This window comes from Streptomyces dengpaensis (genome assembly GCF_002946835.1).
In the GTDB taxonomy this organism is placed as follows: Bacteria; Actinomycetota; Actinomycetes; order Streptomycetales; family Streptomycetaceae; genus Streptomyces; species Streptomyces dengpaensis.
This window is the reverse complement of record NZ_CP026652.1, coordinates 6,878,340-6,894,753: the sequence shown is the minus strand read 5'-3', so window position 1 is coordinate 6,894,753 and position 16,414 is coordinate 6,878,340. Positions and strand designations below refer to the sequence as shown.

Here is a 16,414-nt window from a genome sequence, read left to right as displayed (position 1 = left end):
CCCCGCGCGGCGTCTATCCCCTTAGCGCGACATCCGCATCATGGACGACCATGGGGATGCGGAAAGCAAGAAGGACCGCTGTGAGAGGAGGCGTCCATGGGATCGGTGCGCAAGGCGAGTGCCTGGCTTGGCCTCGTCGACGACAACGATGACGAGCGTTACTACGACGACGACTACGCCGAGGGTCAGGAATCCGGCGATGCCTGGGTCACCGACCCGCGCGTGAAGGTCGCGTCCGAGACCGCGGAGGAGAAGGGCCGCCGGATCGGCACGGTCACCCCGGACAGCTTCCGGGACGCACGCGGCATCGGCGAGCTCTTCCGGGACGGCGTCCCGGTCATCATCAACCTCACGTCCATGGAGCCCGCCGACGCCAAGCGCGTGGTGGACTTCGCGGCCGGCCTGACCTTCGGGCTGCGCGGCACGATCGAACGGGTCGCCACCCGTGTCTTCCTGCTGACCCCGGCCAACACGGAGATCGTCAACGGCGAGGCCGCGGGCCGTCAGACGGACGGTTTCTTCAACCAGAGCTGAGGCAGGGCCGCTCACCGGCCCCGCACTCCGGTGCTCGGCTCACCGGAAGGCATCGAGTCCGGTGAGCGCCTTGCCCAGCACGAGTTGATGCATCTCGACGGTGCCTTCGTACGTGAGCACCGACTCCAGGTTCGTGGCGTGCCGCATCACCGGATATTCGAGCGAGATCCCGTTGGCACCGAGGATGGTACGGGCGGTACGGCAGATCTCGATGGCCTCTCGTACGTTGTTGAGCTTGCCGAAGCTGACCTGTTCGGGACGGAGCCGTCCCGCGTCCATGCGGCGCCCCAGGTGATGGGCGAGCAGAATCCCCTTGTGCAGCTCGACCGCCATGTCGGCGAGCTTGGCCTGGGTGAGCTGGAAACCTCCGATGGGCCGCCCGAACTGCTCCCGCGTCTTCGCGTACTCGACGGCCGCCTCGAAGCTGGCCCGCGCGGCGCCCATCGACCCCCACACGATGCCGTACCGCGCGTGGGACAGACAGCTGAGCGGCCCCTTCAGCCCGGTCACGTCCGGCAGTACGGCATCGGCGGGCAAGCGCACATCATCAAGAATCAGCTCACTGGTGACGCTGGCCCGCAGTGACCACTTGTGCTTGATCTCGGGGGCGGAGAACCCCGTCGCGTCGGTGGGCACGACGAACCCGCGGATCCCGTCGTCGGTCTGGGCCCAGACGACGGCGACCCCGGCCACCGACCCATTGGTGATCCACATCTTCCGCCCGTTGAGCACCCAGTCCCCGCCGTCGCGCTTGGCGTAGGTCCGCATGGAGCCGGGGTCGGACCCGTGGTCGGGTTCGGTGAGCCCGAAGCACCCGATGACCTCACCGGCGGCCATGCGGGGCAGCCACTCATGCTTCTGCTCCTCACTTCCGAACCGGTGAAGGGCGTACATGGCGAGGGATCCCTGCACGGACACGAGGGACCGGATCCCGGAGTCGGCGGCCTCGAGTTCGAGACAGGCGAGCCCGTACTGAACGGCACTGGCCCCGGCGCACCCGTACCCCTGGAGCGACATCCCGAGCGCCCCGATCCCGCCGAGCTCCCGCGCCAGCTCCCGGATCCCGGGCAGTTCGCCCTTCTCGTACCACTCGGCGACGTAGGGCAGCACCCGGTCCGCGGCCCACGCCCGCACGGTGTCGCGGATGACCAGGTCCTCCAGGTCCAGCAGGTCGTCGATCCCGAGCGGATCAGCGGGGTCAAAGGGCGGGAGCTTCGAGGACGCGGACATCAGAGCAGCCTCCGGAAACTAAAAACTAGCACCGCTAGTCACGATGCGAGAGCCGACGTTACGACGCAGTGTCCCGCACGTCCAGTGCATCTCCGACGGCGCAGGAACCGGCAGCGCCAACGGCGGGCCACCCCCACGAGGGACCTGGACCTGTCGACGGAGTTGAACGGGCTGTGCGCGGGTGGGAGACACCTGCCGGGCCGAAGGCCCGGGCAGGCTACGCGGACACGCGGGAGTCCGCGACCTTCCGAGGCGCGGGAATCTCGGCCGAGCCCGCCGGCGGAGGGCACTCCATCACCCGCGGCAACCGCAGCGCCATCACCGCCCCCAGCAGCAGAAGCCCCGCACTCACCAGCAACGTCACATGCAGCCCGTGCACGAAGGAGTCCCGCGCGGTATGCCGCAAGGCCGCCCCCGGAGCGCCGCCCAGCCGCGCGGCGACCTCGTACGCCTCGCCCAGGGAGTGCCCCGCGGCGGCGGAATCCGCCGCCGGAACTCCCGGCACCGACGACAGCCCCGGCGCGTACGCCGCGTTCATCACGCTCCCCAGGAGCGCTATGCCGATCCCGGCCCCCAGCTGGTACGAGGTCTCCCCGATCGCGGCGGCCCCACCCGCCTGCGCGGGCGGCGCCTCGCTCAGCATCGACTCGTACGCCCCGAAGAGCGTGGTCTCCAGGCCGAAGCCCAGCAGCACAAACCCGAAGAGCAGCAGCCCCGCGTTGTCCTCCCGGCCCATCGCGGTGAGCGTGACGACCGCGGCCGCGGTGAGACAGAAACCGAAGCAGACCATCGCGCGCGGCCCGAGCCTTCGCAGCATCTTCGCCCCGGCAAGCCCCGAGGCCATCGCCGCGACGGTGAGCGGCAGCAGCCGCAGCCCGGTCTCCAGCGGCGAGAGCCCGAGCACGAGCTGCAGGTACTGCGCGGCTATCAGCTCGAGCCCGACCAGCGCGAGCATCGCGAGGACGATGCACCCCACCGACGTACTGAACGCGGACCGCGCGAACATCCGCAGATCGACCAGCGGAGACGCCCGACGCCGCTGTCGCCGTACGAACCCGGCCATCAGCGCACCGCCCACGAGCAGCGGCACCAGCGTGAACGGGCTGAACGGCGCCTCACCGCCACCGAGCCGCTTCACGCCGAGCACGATCCCGAAGAGCCCGGCGGCGGCCATCAGCGCCCCGACCACGTCCCAGGGACCGTTGCGGTCGCCCCGCGACTCGGGCAGCAGCAGCCGTCCGACCGGCAGGCTGACGAGCATCAGCGGGATGTTGATGAGGAAGACGGATCCCCACCAGAAGTGTTCGAGCAGAAAGCCGCCGAGCAGCGGGCCGATCGCCGCTCCCACCGCGGCCACCGCGCTCCAGATTCCGATCGCGAGCGCCCGCTCCCGCCGGTCGGGAAAGACCTGGCGCAGGATCGACAGCGTCGCGGGCATGATCATCGCGCCGCCGACGCCGAGCAGGGCGCGTGCACCTATGAGGACCTGCGCGTTGTCGGCCAGGGCGGCGATCCCGGAAGCGACGCCGAAGAGTCCGTACCCCAGAAGCAGGACCCTTCTGCGGCCGACGCGGTCGCCCAGCGTGCCGAAGAGGATGAGCAGCGAGGCGCAGACGAGCGGGTAGACGTCGACGATCCAGAGCAGTTCTATCGCGTCGGGCTTGAGGTCCTCGGTGACGGCGGGCACCGCGACATGCAGCACGGTGGCGTCGACGGCGACCAGCAGGAGGCTGACACACAGCACCACAAGGACGACCCAGCGGTTGGCACCGGCCCCGGCCTCCCGACGGCATCGCGCAGCGGCCGTGGGCGTCCCGGACATGTACGTACCTCCCGATGTTCCCTCGCGTTCGGCGGTGCCACAGGGTGGGGACTCCCTGGGGCTGCGGCCCGGGGAGAGCGGAATCCCGGGGGCCCTGGGCCCTGTCGTCCATGTGCCGCCTGCCTCGCGGCGGCACATGGACGACAGGGCCCAGCACAAAGGCGAGTGGTCCGTCAGAGTACGCGAGTCCCTGCCACGGTTGCGCGGCGGACCTCTCACGTACTCCCGTCGAGCGTGTGGCATACGCCACGTTCCCCTTGATGCACCACGTCTCGTGGGCCCGGCCGGTTCCGGCGGCCACCGATAATCGAGCCCGTGACCGATCTTGAGGCGCCTGTCCTGACGCCGCCCCGCATGGGCGCCCTGCGCCGGGCCGTACCCGCCCTCCTGGGGTACGCGGGCGTCCGTGTCCTGGGCCTTGTCGCCCTCGCCCTGGGGAGCGCGGCGCACGACAAGAGCGCGTACACGCTCCTGACGGCCCGCTGGGACTCGCTCTGGTACACCCGCGTCGCCGACCTCGGCTACGGCTGGGAGGTGCGGCTGCCGAACGGCGACGTGCACTCGAACCTGGCGTTCTTCCCGCTGCTGCCCTGGCTGGAGCGGCTCGGCTCGGCGGTCACACCGCTGTCGTCCGCGGACGCAGGCCTGCGGGTCAGCACGCTGGCCTCACTCGCGGCGGCCTGGGGGATCTTCGCCGTCGCGGACCATGTGTACGGACGCCGGGCCGGCGTCTGCGCGGTGCTCGTCTGGGCGGTGCTGCCCGTCGGGATCGTGCAGTCGATGGCGTACAGCGAGTCCCTCTTCACGGCGCTCGCCGCCTGGTCGCTCTACGCGGTGCTGACCGGCCGCTGGCTCACGGCGGGCCTCCTCGCCTCGCTCGCCGGGCTGACCCGCCCGGTGGGGATCGCCGTGGTCGCGGCCGTCTGGGCGGCGGCGAGCGCCTCTCTCGTACGGGGGACGCGTACGAGAGCCGTGCCGGACCGGGGCGCGGATACCCCATGTGAAGGAAAGCGGAGCGTGCCGCAACCGGACGGCGCTCCCGTGTGGCCACGCGCCCTCGGCATGCTCCTCGCGCCACTGGGCGCCGCCGGCTACGTGCTGTGGGTCGGCCACCGCACGGGCAAGGGCCCGCTCGGCTATCTCGACGTCCAGGCGGGCTGGCGCAACGGATTCGACGGCGGTTACGCCTTCGCCCGCTTCGTCGGCGACAAGTTCACGTCGTTCCCGTCGGCCCTGGCGGGCGTCGGGCTGATCGTCGGGGTCGCGCTGATCGTGTGGCTGTACGTGACGTGCGTACGGCAGGGACAGCCGCTGCCGCTTCTGGTGTACGCGGGGATCGTCACGGCGCTCGCCCTGTGCGCGTCGAGCTACTTCGGCTCAAAACCACGCCTCCTGATGCCCGCCTTCCCCCTGCTGCTGCCCCTCGCCCTGGCCCTGTCCCGCCTGCGTACGTCCAGATCAGCACTGGTTCTCGGCGCCACGGCCGTGGCCTCGGCGGTCTACGGGGCGTTCTGGCTGAATGGCTCCGGTCCTCCATGATCGCCCCCTTCACGCAGAGTGAGCGGCCAGGAAATTCCACCCCAGGAATGAGTAAACGAATATTTAAGCACCGCGAAACTAACCCAACGAGAGCAATGGAATTGAAGAATCCGCTCCCCAATGATTAGGGATTCATTGGAAATAAACATGGATCTGAGAGGAATCCCACATCACATCGTCATCACAAAGCGAGTGAATCGGCCTGGAAGTGAGCTCACTCGCTGTAACGTCCATTGAGTGCGTACCGAACGAAACCTCACCCGCCTGGAACGGGTCTTCGCCCGGCTGGACCGTGAGCCGGAACGGCCGGCCCACATCGATGTGCCGAAGATGAGTCGGCACAGGGTTGTGCTCTTCGCGGCAACCCTGGCCTTCTACCTGGCCATCGTGTGGGCCGTGGCGATCACATCGTGGCTGGTCCGGTTCGACTGGCAGATCATGTTCTTCCGGCCCTATCAGCAATGGCCGGAGATCCACGCGTTCCTCGACTATTACGTGGTGCTCGGCCAGCGCGGCCCGACCGCCGTGATGGTCGCCGCCTGGCTGGGCTGGCGCTCCTGGCGGCAGCACACCCTGCGCCCGCTGCTCACGCTGGGCGCCACGCTGCTGCTGCTCAACATCACGGTCGGTGCCGCCAAGCTCGGCATGGGCCGCCTCGGTCCGCACTACGCCATCACGATCGGCTCGAACGAGATGGGGCTCGGCGGCGATATATTTCCTTCGGGCCACACCGCGAATGCCGTCGTGACCTGGGGAATCCTGGCCTATCTGGCCTCCACCCCGAGGGCCAGGCGCTGGCTGTCCGCCCTGTCCGCCGTGACCGCGCTCGGCGTCGGCCTCACCACCGTGTACCTCGGTACGCACTGGCTGAGCGATGTGCTCCTGGGCTGGGCGGCGGGTCTGCTGATCCTGCTGGCGCTGCCCTGGCTCGAGCCGCTGATCGCCCGCGCCGAGATCTGGATCTTCTCGGTGCGCGACTCCTGGCGCGCCCGCGGCGGCCGTACCGTCCCCTCCCCCACGCTCGAACCCGCTCACGCGGGGGGACCCCCGTCGGCGGCCTCGCCGGTCGGCGCGCCCGTCATGCTCCCGCAGGCCGGCAGCCCGGAGGAAGAGGCTCCGGCCCGCGAGGCGGTCACCGCCGCGCGCTCGCCCCGGCCGCCCATCCACCTGGCCCCCGGGCCGCATACGACCCGCTCGGAGCGCACCCCGGTGACACCGGCCGGCAGTCGCCGTCCGCCGCACCCGGACCGCGTGGCAGTCCGCACGACGACACCCTCGGCCCGCCCCCTGACGGGCGGCTGAGGACAACGGGACCGCGGGGCCGGTACGCACAGCCTCCCCGCACCGCGAAGGCCCCCGACTCCTGACGAGCCGGGGGCCTTCGCACCGTCCAGGGGTCCTGTTCAGCCCTTCCAGCAGCGCGTCACCCGGCCGTCGGTGACCTCGAAGTTCAGGCGACCGCTCATGTATTCCATGGTGATGATCGCGCCGGGCGGCAGCGAGCGCACCGGGGACCAACCACGCTCCCGGGCACGGCTCTCGGCGTTCCTCGCCTCCAGCCCGACATAGCTCTCCGGACTGTCCTGGGGCTCTGCTTGAGAGGGAAAGGGTGCCATGACCGCCACGTTAGGCGGCCCGCTCCGGCCGGGGAAGTCCGAGCCTTGCACCAAACGTCACTCATCCCTCTCCGGTCACGCTTCTGTCACAGAATCACGACAGGCGTTTCGGCCGAACTCCGTCACACGTACGAGGGGTACCCGACGTGTTCCGCACGCCTTCGAACGTAATTCGGAGCTACCGTGGCGCAGTCCCGAATAGCCCAATGGAATGCGCGGATCCGCCGGATCGGCGCCCGAGCGGCAAGGCTTTTCCATTCCGATTCCGGGGCGTGCCACGGAAGCTGACGCCGCATAGGAAATTCACGGTTCCAGCACAGAACCCCCGCACGCCCCCTGTCGGAACACGGGGCGACGCGAGCATCATGGCGTGAGCTTCAGCAGGCCCACGGACGCGCGACGGCGAAGGGGCGAGCGATGGGGACGGACACCGCGCAGGGGATGGCGCGACCCGTACGGACCAGGAAGCCGGGGCAGCTGGTCGTCGACTGGCTGACGACCACCGATCACAAGAAGATCGGCCACCTCTATCTGATCACGTCGTTCGTCTTCTTCCTGATCGGCGGTGTGATGGCGCTGGTCATGCGCGCGGAACTCGGCCGCCCCGGCCTGCAGATCGTGGACAACAACCAGTTCAACCAGCTGTTCACCATGCACGGCACGATCATGCTGCTGCTCTTCGCCACCCCGACCTTCGCCGGGTTCGCCAACGAGATCATGCCGCTGCAGATCGGCTCCCCGGACGTCGCGTTCCCGCGGCTGAACATGCTGTCGTACTGGTTCTTCCTCTTCGGCGGCCTCATCGTGCTCGGCTCGCTCGTGGTGCCCTCGGGCCCGGCCAACTTCGGCTGGTTCGCCTACGCCCCGCTCAACAGTCTGGAGCGCTCGCCGGGCATCGGCGCCGACATGTGGATCATGGGCCTGGCGCTCGCCGGCTTCGGCACGATCCTCGGCGCGGTGAACTTCATCACGACCATCGTCGGGATGCGCGCCCCCGGCATGACGATGTTCCGGCTCCCGATCTTCACCTGGAACACCCTCTTCACCTCGATCCTCATCCTCTTCGCGTTCCCGGTCCTCGCGGCGGCGCTGCTCTGCCTGGAGGCGGACCGGCGGTTCGGCTCGGTGATCTTCGACGCGGCCAACGGCGGCGCGCTGCTGTGGCAGCACCTGTTCTGGTTCTTCGGGCATCCCGAGGTCTACATCATCGCGCTGCCGTTCTTCGGGATCGTCACGGAGATCCTGCCTGTCTTCAGCCGCAAGCCGCTCTTCGGCTATCTGACGCTGGTCGCCGCGACGATGGCCATCACCGGTCTGTCGATCGTCGTCTGGGCGCACCACATGTTCGCGACCGGCGCGGTGCTGTTGCCGTTCTTCTCCTTCATGTCGTTCCTGATCGCCGTGCCGACGGGTGTGAAGTTCTTCAACTGGACCGGAACGATGCTCAAGGGGTCACTGTCCTTCGAGACACCCATGCTGTGGGCGACGGGCTTCCTGGTGTCGTTCCTGTTCGGCGGCCTCACCGGGGTGATCCTGGCCTCGCCGCCGCTCGACTTCCACGTCACCGACTCGTACTTCGTGGTCGCCCACTTCCACTATGTCGTCTTCGGCACGGTCGTCTTCGCGACCTTCGGCGGCTTCTTCTTCTGGTGGCCCAAGCTCACCGGCAAGATGCTCGACGAACGGCTCGGGAAGATCCAGTTCTGGACGCTGTTCGTCGGCTTCCACACCACGTTCCTGGTGCAGCACTGGCTGGGCGCCGAGGGCATGCCACGCCGGTACGCGGACTATCTGGCCGCCGACGGCTTCACGGCGCTCAACACCGTCTCGACGATCGGCGCCTTCCTGCTGGGCCTGTCGACGCTGCCGTTCCTCTACAACGTCTGGAAGACCGCCAAGTACGCCCCGAAGGTCGAGGTCGACGACCCCTGGGGCTTCGGCCGCTCCCTGGAGTGGGCGACCTCCTGTCCGCCGCCCCGGCACAACTTCGTCACGCTTCCCCGGGTCCGCTCCGAGTCCCCCGCGTTCGACCTGCACCATCCGGAGTACGCGGAGATCGAGTCGAAGCGCGCTCCAGCGCCCGGGACAGCCGGTCCCGGGACGTCGTGACGGGTCTTTTTTCAGCCTGTCCGGCGTTTGAGGACGAGCGCGTCAGCGCGACAAGCGGGGGTCTGGGGGCGGCAGCCCCCAGGGACGGGTAGGGGCGGCGGGGGCGAAAACCCTAGGGCCGGTACGACAGCTGTGGCACCTCGAAGCACCTGGAGTTCATGTCGCCCTGGGAGACCCACCCCCGGTCGTCCTCCCAGCGGGCGACCGAGAGACATGCCCGCCGGGTCTTCGGCGGCTCCGCGAGCCGCTGGTACGTGACGGGAAGCAGCAGCCCCCCAGCCGTATACGGCTCGCCCCGGTTCATGAAGTCGTCGACACACGCCCGCGTGACCCCCGTACGAGCACAGGACTTCGCCGCGTCGGAGAACCACCGCGCGGCCGCCCACCCCTCCAACTGCCACTGGGAGTGGGTCTTCAGCCCTTTGGTCGCGTCGCGGAACGCGCGGACGGCGGCGTCCGACGTGTCCTCGTAGTTGCGACTGGCCCCGGTCGCCCACAGCGCGTTGCGGCAGTGCGGCGCGCCCGCGTAGTCCTCGGGCACGGTGGACGTCCAGTTCTGCACATTGGTGACCTTGGCGATGACCTCGGCACCCACGTCGTCCATCGCCTCGCACAGCCGGGCGTTGCCGTGCGTGTCGATGGCGTCGAAGACGAGATCGGCACCCTGCTCCTTCAGATCGGCGGCGGCGGCACGGAAGTTGGGCAGCGCGAAGTCGACCTGCTCGGTGACCACCTTGTAGCCCTCGGCCTCCAGCCCCTGGGTGACGAGCCGCGCGTAGGCGGCGGACGCGGACTGGTTGTAGGAGACGACGGCGGCCGTGCGGGCGCCCCGTACGCGCTTGAAGTAGCGGTAGACCTCGGTGCCGCCGTACAGCTTCCCGTCCCAGCCGGGCGTACCGGCCCGCGGCGAGAGGCTCCCGTAGATCCCGTAGAGGTGCGGATACGTGTCGTACGCCGGGCCGATGGGCTGGCCGCCGATGTCGGGCACGCGCGCGTGGGACACGCGGGAGGCGCCCGCGTAGTCGAGGGCGGTGGTGGCGACGAGCGCGACGACCTTGTCCTCGTCGACGAGCTGGTGCACACACTCGTTGTTGCCGACCCCGCTGCCACCGTCGTCGCACAGCCGCACCTCGACCCGGCGCCCGTCGATGCCGCCGCGCGCGTTGAGACGGTCGAAGTAGGCCTTCGCCCCGTCGCGCGGACCGGTGAACGCGGACCCGCCGACAGGGCTGGTCGCACTGGTGATGATGCCGACGCGGATCGGGGCGGCGCTGCCTTGCCGCGTGGGCGTGGACCGGTTCTCGAAGTCGCTCTCGGGAAGCCGGCTGCCGCAGGCCGTGCCCAGCAGGAGCAGCACGGCCAGGGCGGCCGACTCAGCAGCCGGGACCAGGCGACGCATTGCCGCTCAACTGGACCAGCGCGCAGAGGGTCTTGACGGAGACCTTCCAGGTGCCGTCCTGCTCGACGGCCGTCCCGGAGGCGCCCGGCAGGGCGGTCGCGCCCTTCAGGGTCAGCGAGTACGTCACGTCGGCGCCGGCCGGCGAGGTGAACTCGACCTTCTCGACGTTCGCCTGCACCTGTCGGCCGCGCTGGTCGCCGTTGAAGCTCTCCAGGACCTCGGCCATCCGGCCGCCGTTCTCCAGGACTTGCTGCTTGTCCTTCTGGGAGACGGCGGGGTCGAAGAACTTCTCCCAGTTCCGCTCGATCTCCTGCTCGGCCGCCGCCGGATCCGCCGGCGCCGTGGGGCTGGGAGGCCGTTCGCTGGTGGACTGCCGCACGGAGGGGGCGGGCGGGGCGCTGTCCGCGCCGCCGCTGTCGTCGCTGCACGCCGTGAGGGCCACGGCGAGGACGAACACCGCCACCGCTGCCGCTCCCCGGCCGTTGCCCCGCCTGAGCTCGCTCCCGAGAACCATCTTGGCTCACCACCGGTGTCGGTCCGGGTCAAGTCCGCCCGGAGCTTTCAGGGTCAGCTTCCAGAAGGCATAGTGCAAGTCCATTGGCGGACTTGGAAGACAGACAGACACGCGACGTCTGGGAGCCCGGATGCGGACAGCTCGACTGCGGACTGTGCACCCCGTCCTGTGGGCCGGATGGGCCGCGCTCGCCGCCGGCGCGGTGTTGTGCGTCATCGGCTGGTACGGGATCTCCGGCGAGCGGTACGCGGAGCGGCAGTTGCCGTTTCTGGCGTCGTGCACCGTGCCCGGCGCCGCACTGATCATCTCCGGCGCGGTGCTCCTCACGCACGGCAGGAACGCGCAGGCGGCGGCGCGCGTCGAGGAGTTGTACGGGCTGCTCGTGGTGGCCGAGCCCGCCGAGGCGGAGGAGTCCGCGCAGGCGGCGGCCGCGCCCCTCGCCATCAGCGGTGAGTTGCTCATGGTGCCCGGCGGCACACTGTGGCACCGGGCGGACTGCCCGCTGGTCGCCGGGAAGCCGAAGGCCGTGCCGGTGGACTCCCGGGTGCTGGCGAGCGGGGAGCTGGGACCGTGCCCGATCTGCGAACCGTCGGCCACCGATCCGGATGACTCCACCACCGGTCCGGGTGATTCCGCCACCGGTCCTGATGGCTCCGGCGCCGGTCCGGGTGACTCCGTGGCCCGTCCGGGTCACTGATGGCGTCGCTGACGTACGACCTCACGCTCGCCGGTCTCTCGGTCGGCGGTGCCGCCGCGCTGACCGGGATCGGACTGATCGTCACCCACCGGGCGACCGGCGTGCTCAACTTCGCGCACGGCGCGATCGCGATGGTGTGCGCGTATCTGCTGCGCCAGTTCACGGTCGAGTGGGGCTGGCCGCTCGCCCTCGGCGCCTCGGTGACCCTCCTTGTCGTGGCACCGGCCATCGGCATGGCCCTGGAACGCTTCGTCTTCCGCCCGCTGTCCGTGCTGGGCGGCGACCCGGCGCAGACCCTTGTCGCGTCCGTCGGCGTCTTCGTCCTGCTGGTCGGCGGGGCCGCCCTGGTGTGGGGCACCGGGGCGCGCGCGGACGCGCCGACGCTGGTGTCGGCGGATCCGTGGGGGCAGTTGGCGGTGGCCGTCGCGCTGGCCCTGGGCGTGGGGGCGGTGGCGCACCGGACCCGCTTCGGCACGGAGCTGCGCGCCGTCGTCGACGACCGCTCGCTCGCCGTGCTCGGCGGCATCGACGCGGACCGGGTGGCCGCGGCGGGCTGGGCGTTCGGCTCGTTCACGGCGGGTCTGACGGGGGTCCTGCTCGCCCCGTACGTGCGCCTCGACCCGTACGGCTTGCCGCTGCTCGTCATGGAGGTGATGGCGGTGGCGGTGGCCGCGCGGATGCGCAGCCTCCCGGTGGCCGTCGTGGTGGCCCTCGGCGTCGGGGTCGCCCAGAGCCAGCTGACGCGGCTGCACCCCTCGGGCTGGGCCGAACCGTTGCTCCAGGCGGTCGGCGCGAACCTGTTCGTGGTCGCGCTGCTGATGGCGGCGCTCGTTCTGCCCGGCGTCGGCACCCGCGACGCGCTCCCGCGCACGGCGACGGCCCGCGTGGCGACGCCGCCGGGCGCCTGGATCGTGGCGGTCGTCCTGTTCTCGCTGCCCCTGGGCTTCGCCGGCTCGGACCTGCATACGTCCGTACAGGTCCCGGCGCTGGGCGTGGTGCTGCTGTCGCTGGTCGTCGTGACCGGCCGGGGCGGCCAGATCTCGCTCGGACAGGCCGCGTACGCGGGTCTGGGCGCCCTGTTCACCGCTCTGCTGGCGGCGGGCCGCTTCCCCGGGCTGCCGCGCCTGCCCGAGCTGGCCGCGCTCGCGGTGGCCGTACTCCTGGTCGCCCCGCTCGGCCTCCTGACCGGCTGGCCGGCCATCAGCCGCCACGGTCTGGCCCTCGCGCTGGCCACCTTCGCGGTGGGCGTCGGCGTCAGCCGCTTCGTCTTCGCCCAGCCGTACGCCACGTCGGGGCTGTCTCTCGGCCGCCCGACGGGCTTCGACGGAGACCGCGCGTACTACGTACTCGAACTCGCCCTCCTCGCCGCCGCGTTACTGGCCGCGAGCGCCCTGCGCCGGGGCCGTACGGGCCGGGCCCTGGCCGCCCTGCGCGACCACGAGCCGGGCGCTTCCGCCGCCGGCGTCCGCGTCCCGGCCCTGAAACTCACCGCGTTCGTCGCGGGCGCCGCCCTGGCCGCACTCGGCGGCGGCATGCTCGGCATGGGCCTGCGCGCCTTCGACGCCACGGCGTATGACCCCGTCCGCGGGCTGCTCTGGTTCGCGGCGGTCGTCGTCCTCGGAGCCGACAGCGTCCTCGGCGCCCTGGCCGCCGCCGCCCTGCTCGTGGGACTCGACGCTGGGGCGCGGGGTGGCGTGGCGGCGGCTCTGATCGGCATCCTGGCCGTCCTCGTCGGCCGCTTCCCCGCAGGCCCGTACGAGGCCCTCCGCACGGCGTCCTCCCGCCTGCGCCCGCGCCTGCACCGCCGGGCGGCACTGACACCCCTGGGGGCACGCGTACGACGGCGACTGCGCCCGGTGGAGCCGGAAAGAACCACGGGCCTCATACCGGCAACGGCAGCGGCGGACGCGGGAAGGACCGCGCCGGGGCCGGCCTCGCGGTCCGCCGCCGGGCCCCGACGCCGATCCGTGCTCCACCGTTCGCGCCCTTCGACAGAGCCCACCAACCACCAATCCCTCAGCGCGCGCCAACTCCACGTCAAATTCAGCGGCTTCACGGCCCTCGACGGAGTCTCGCTCGACGTCCGGCCCGGTCGCGTCACCGCGGTCGTGGGTCCCAACGGCGCCGGAAAGAGCACCCTCTTCCACTGTCTCGCCGGGACGCTGCGCCCTGCGGGCGGGAGCGTGCTGCTCGGGGGGCGGGACATCACCCGGGCGGCCGCGCACGCACGGACCCGGCTGGGGGTCGCGCGGACCTTTCAGCAGCTGGCGGTCTTCCCGTCGTTGACCGTGGCCGAGAACGTCCAGGTCGGCGCCGAGCAGGGACGGATCGCCGATCCGGGCGCCGTGGAGCGGGCGTTGCGGCTGCTCGGGCTCGACGGGCCGGTACGGGCGCTGCCCGCGGCCGGGCTGCCGACCGGGACACTGAGGCGCGTCGAACTCGCGCGGGCGCTGGCCGGAAGCCCGCGCGTGCTGCTGCTCGACGAACCCGCGGCCGGACTCGACACCGGTGAAGTGACCGCGCTGGCCCGCGTGTTGCGGGCCCTGGCCGCGGACGGCATGGCCCTGCTCGTCGTCGAGCACGACCTCGACCTGGTCGCCGGCCTGGCGCACACGGTCCATGTCATGGCGGCGGGCCGGATCGTCACCTCCGGCCCCGCCGACCGCGTCCTGGAGACGGGGTCCGCCGGATGAGCATCGCCCTGCGCCACGCGCGCGTGCGCTACGGCCCTCTGGAGGCCCTGCACGGCGTGACCCTCGTCGCCCCTGACCCCGGTCTCACCGTCCTGCTGGGCCGCAACGGCTCCGGTCGTACGACCGCGCTGCGCGCCCTCGCGGGAACGGTGCCGCTGTCCGGCGGCGCCGTCGTCTGGGACGGCGCCGACGTGACGCGCCTGCCCGCGTACGAGCGGGCCCGGCGCGGCCTGTGCCTCGTCCCGGAGCGCCGGGCCGTCTTCGGTTCGCTCACGGTCCGCGAGAACCTGGAGCTGGCCGCGCCCGACATTGCCACCGCCCTCGACGCCTACCCGCGGCTGGAACCCCTCCTCCCCCGCCGCGCCGGCACCCTCTCCGGCGGCGAGCAGCGCATGCTCGCGCTCTCCCGCGCCCTGCTGGCACGCGCGCGCGTGCTGCTCGTCGATGAGCCCGCGCAGGGCATGTCGCCGACGGTCGCGGCACGGACGTACGAGCTGCTGAGCGGTCTCGACGCGTGCGTGGTAGTCGCGGAACAGCGGCTGCCGCCCGGACTGCGCGTGCCGGCGGGCCGGACGACGTACGTCCATGAACTGCGCCGCGGCTCAGTCGTGTTCAGCGGGGAGGCTGCCGAGGCGGCACGGAGGACGGCAGGGAGGCAAGGGACGACGCCAGGGATGACGGGGCCGAGGGGACCAGGGGCGGGCCGAACAGGGCGAGAGCCAGGTTTCGGGCGCCCGAACCCTCCGGGATGACGAGCAGCGTGCCCGCCTTCAGCTGGTCCGGATGGCTCCCGACGGTCTGCTTGTTGGCCTCGTACAGCGCCTTCCAGCCACCCTTGACCTGATACTTGCGGGCGACGGACGAGAGCGTGTCTCCGGCCTTCACCACGTGTATACGGCCCTCGAGCTTGCACCTCTTGGAACAGACGGGCCAGGCCACCCACCCCTGGGCGGCCACGACCGCCTCGGCGACCTTGATCTGCTCCTCGCGCGTGGCGAGGTCGGCCCGCGGAGCGAACGTGAACCCGCCGAACGCCTCCCAGGTGGGCTGCCAGAACTGCAGCCCTCCGTAGAAGCCGTTCCCGGTGTTCGCGTCCCAGCGACCGCCGCTCTCGCACTCGGCGATGCAGCCCCAGGGCCAGTGGTCCTTCGCACAGTCGTACGACACCCGGACCGACTGGGGGCTGGGAAGCGGGGGCTCTAGCGCGGCGGCCGCCCTCGGAGGTACGAGGACGGCCAGCGCGGCGGCGGCCACGACCGCGTACCGAACGCGCCCGTGCGACGTGGGATGCATCGGATCACGCTAAGCAACACGCCAGAGCCGCCCGTTGAGCCGCGCCTGGAGCGCGCCGGGCCCCACCCGGTCGGAGGACCGGGCGGGGCCCATGGAGGCGGGAGGCTCAGAGGTCGAGCCGCTGCCCCGGCACGATCAGGTCGGGGTCACCGCCGATCACGGCCTGGTTGGCGGCGTAGATCTTCTTCCAGGTGGTCCCGTGCCGGGCGGCGATGCCGCTCAGGGTGTCTCCCTCGCGCACGGTGTAGTCGCCGCGGGACGCGCCGCGGTCGGCGTGGCCCGACGAGCGAGCCGGCGCCTTCGACGGCTTGGACTCCGACGGCTTCGACGAGGCCGACTTGGGTGTTGACTTCGTGGCGGCCGATCCCGCGCCGGACCCGGCGCCCGAGGACGCGGGCGCGTTTCCGTACGCTCCCGCGCGCGCCGAACAGGTGGGCCACGCGCCCCATCCCTGTGCGCGCTGGACCTTGGTGGCGACGGCGATCTGCGCGGCCTTGGAGGCCTTGTCGGCGGTCGCCGCGTAGGCGGTGCCGCCGTACGCGCGCCAGGTGCCGGCGGAGAACTGGAGTCCTCCGTAGTAGCCATTGCCGGTGTTGATGTGCCAGTTCCCGCCGCTCTCGCACTGTGCGATGCGGTCCCACACTCCACTGTCGGCCGCTGCGGCGTTGCCGGTCGCGGTGAGCAGTCCGAGCGGGGCGAGCAGAGCCGCCCCGGCGAGGACCGCCGTCGTACGAGCCCTGGTCGTCGTACCGGACTTGGTCGTCGTACCGGATCGGGTCGCCGTTCCGGCCTCGGTCGTCGTACGCGCCTTATGGCCGTTGTCGTGAGTGTTCTCGGCACATGCGGACATGTAGATCCCTCTCTGAACACCCGGGGTCCCCCAAGGCCTGGCGCGACTGCCCGCGCGTAGGACGCGGTCGTCGCGCTCGCCCCGTCCGCCGGAGGCTGTGCTGTGAGTCGGCTGGTTC

Annotated in this window: 13 protein-coding genes and 1 pseudogene; 7 read left to right on the top strand and 7 right to left on the bottom strand. The window is 71.1% G+C overall.

The annotated features are described in order from the left end of the window. The first annotated feature begins 96 nt into the window (after positions 1 to 96). Positions 97 to 534 (top strand): cell division protein SepF, encoded by a 438-nt coding sequence (locus tag C4B68_RS31795; protein WP_099502989.1) that lies wholly within the window; start codon positions 97 to 99, stop codon positions 532 to 534. A 39-nt stretch (positions 535 to 573) separates the two neighbouring features. Here C4B68_RS31795 and C4B68_RS31790 read toward each other — a convergent pair whose 3' ends face one another. Both C4B68_RS31790 and C4B68_RS31785 read right to left on the bottom strand, forming a co-directional pair. Further along, positions 574 to 1,764: an acyl-CoA dehydrogenase family protein gene (locus C4B68_RS31790; protein WP_099502987.1), complete on the bottom strand. Its 1,191-nt coding sequence runs from the start codon at positions 1,762 to 1,764 to the stop codon at positions 574 to 576. Positions 1,765 to 1,981: 217 nt separating this feature from the next. Further along, positions 1,982 to 3,586, bottom strand: a complete 1,605-nt coding sequence (locus C4B68_RS31785; RefSeq protein WP_099502985.1) for an MFS transporter — start codon at positions 3,584 to 3,586, stop codon at positions 1,982 to 1,984. A 315-nt stretch (positions 3,587 to 3,901) separates the two neighbouring features. Here C4B68_RS31785 and C4B68_RS31780 point away from each other — a divergent pair, with 315 nt between their 5' ends. Continuing rightward, entirely contained in the window at positions 3,902 to 5,125 is a 1,224-nt protein-coding gene (locus C4B68_RS31780; protein WP_240634541.1) for a glycosyltransferase family 39 protein, read from the top strand. Between the two features lie 237 nt (positions 5,126 to 5,362). After that, positions 5,363 to 6,427, top strand: coding sequence for a phosphatase PAP2 family protein (locus tag C4B68_RS31775; RefSeq protein WP_099502981.1), 1,065 nt, complete (start codon positions 5,363 to 5,365; stop codon positions 6,425 to 6,427). Positions 6,428 to 6,528: 101 nt separating this feature from the next. Here C4B68_RS31775 and C4B68_RS31770 read toward each other — a convergent pair whose 3' ends face one another. Further along, positions 6,529 to 6,741 (bottom strand): I78 family peptidase inhibitor, encoded by a 213-nt coding sequence (locus tag C4B68_RS31770; RefSeq protein WP_099503171.1) that lies wholly within the window; start codon positions 6,739 to 6,741, stop codon positions 6,529 to 6,531. A 417-nt stretch (positions 6,742 to 7,158) separates the two neighbouring features. Between C4B68_RS31770 and ctaD the strand changes: the two genes are divergently transcribed. Next, entirely contained in the window at positions 7,159 to 8,850 is a 1,692-nt protein-coding gene (gene ctaD, locus C4B68_RS31765) for an aa3-type cytochrome oxidase subunit I (RefSeq protein WP_099502979.1), read from the top strand. Positions 8,851 to 8,962: 112 nt separating this feature from the next. On the opposite strand, the gene C4B68_RS31760 is transcribed toward ctaD, so the two are convergent. After that, the gene (locus C4B68_RS31760) at positions 8,963 to 10,249 is read right to left on the bottom strand and encodes an ABC transporter substrate-binding protein (RefSeq protein ID WP_099502977.1); all 1,287 of its coding nucleotides are present in this window, start codon (positions 10,247 to 10,249) and stop codon (positions 8,963 to 8,965) included. Further along, a complete protein-coding gene (locus tag C4B68_RS31755) occupies positions 10,224 to 10,763 on the bottom strand; it encodes an MTB12 C-terminal domain-containing protein (protein ID WP_099502975.1) in 540 nt (179 codons plus the stop codon). The genes C4B68_RS31760 and C4B68_RS31755 overlap by 26 nt, the downstream gene beginning before the upstream one ends. A gap of 130 nt (positions 10,764 to 10,893) precedes the next feature. On the opposite strand from C4B68_RS31755, the gene C4B68_RS31750 reads away from it, so the two are divergent. From C4B68_RS31750 to C4B68_RS31740, 3 genes are read left to right on the top strand one after another with little or no spacing between them, the layout of a single operon-like run. Continuing rightward, positions 10,894 to 11,460 (top strand): hypothetical protein, encoded by a 567-nt coding sequence (locus C4B68_RS31750; RefSeq protein WP_373682240.1) that lies wholly within the window; start codon positions 10,894 to 10,896, stop codon positions 11,458 to 11,460. Next, on the top strand, positions 11,460 to 14,153 hold the full coding sequence (locus C4B68_RS31745; RefSeq protein WP_099502974.1) for an ABC transporter permease subunit: 2,694 nt from the start codon (positions 11,460 to 11,462) through the stop codon (positions 14,151 to 14,153). Before C4B68_RS31750 ends, C4B68_RS31745 begins: the two co-directional genes overlap by 1 nt. Next, positions 14,150 to 14,905, top strand: a complete 756-nt coding sequence (locus C4B68_RS31740; RefSeq protein ID WP_099502972.1) for an ABC transporter ATP-binding protein — start codon at positions 14,150 to 14,152, stop codon at positions 14,903 to 14,905. The genes C4B68_RS31745 and C4B68_RS31740 overlap by 4 nt, the downstream gene beginning before the upstream one ends. Positions 14,906 to 15,134: 229 nt before the next feature. On the opposite strand, the pseudogene C4B68_RS44880 reads toward C4B68_RS31740, so the two are convergent. Together C4B68_RS44880 and C4B68_RS31730 are read right to left on the bottom strand one after the other, a co-directional pair. After that, a pseudogene (locus tag C4B68_RS44880) lies at positions 15,135 to 15,446 on the bottom strand (transglycosylase family protein); the annotation flags it as partial. A 106-nt stretch (positions 15,447 to 15,552) separates the two neighbouring features. Next, positions 15,553 to 16,296, bottom strand: a complete 744-nt coding sequence (locus tag C4B68_RS31730) for a LysM peptidoglycan-binding domain-containing protein (RefSeq protein WP_099502970.1) — start codon at positions 16,294 to 16,296, stop codon at positions 15,553 to 15,555. Between the last annotated feature and the right edge of the window lie 118 nt (positions 16,297 to 16,414).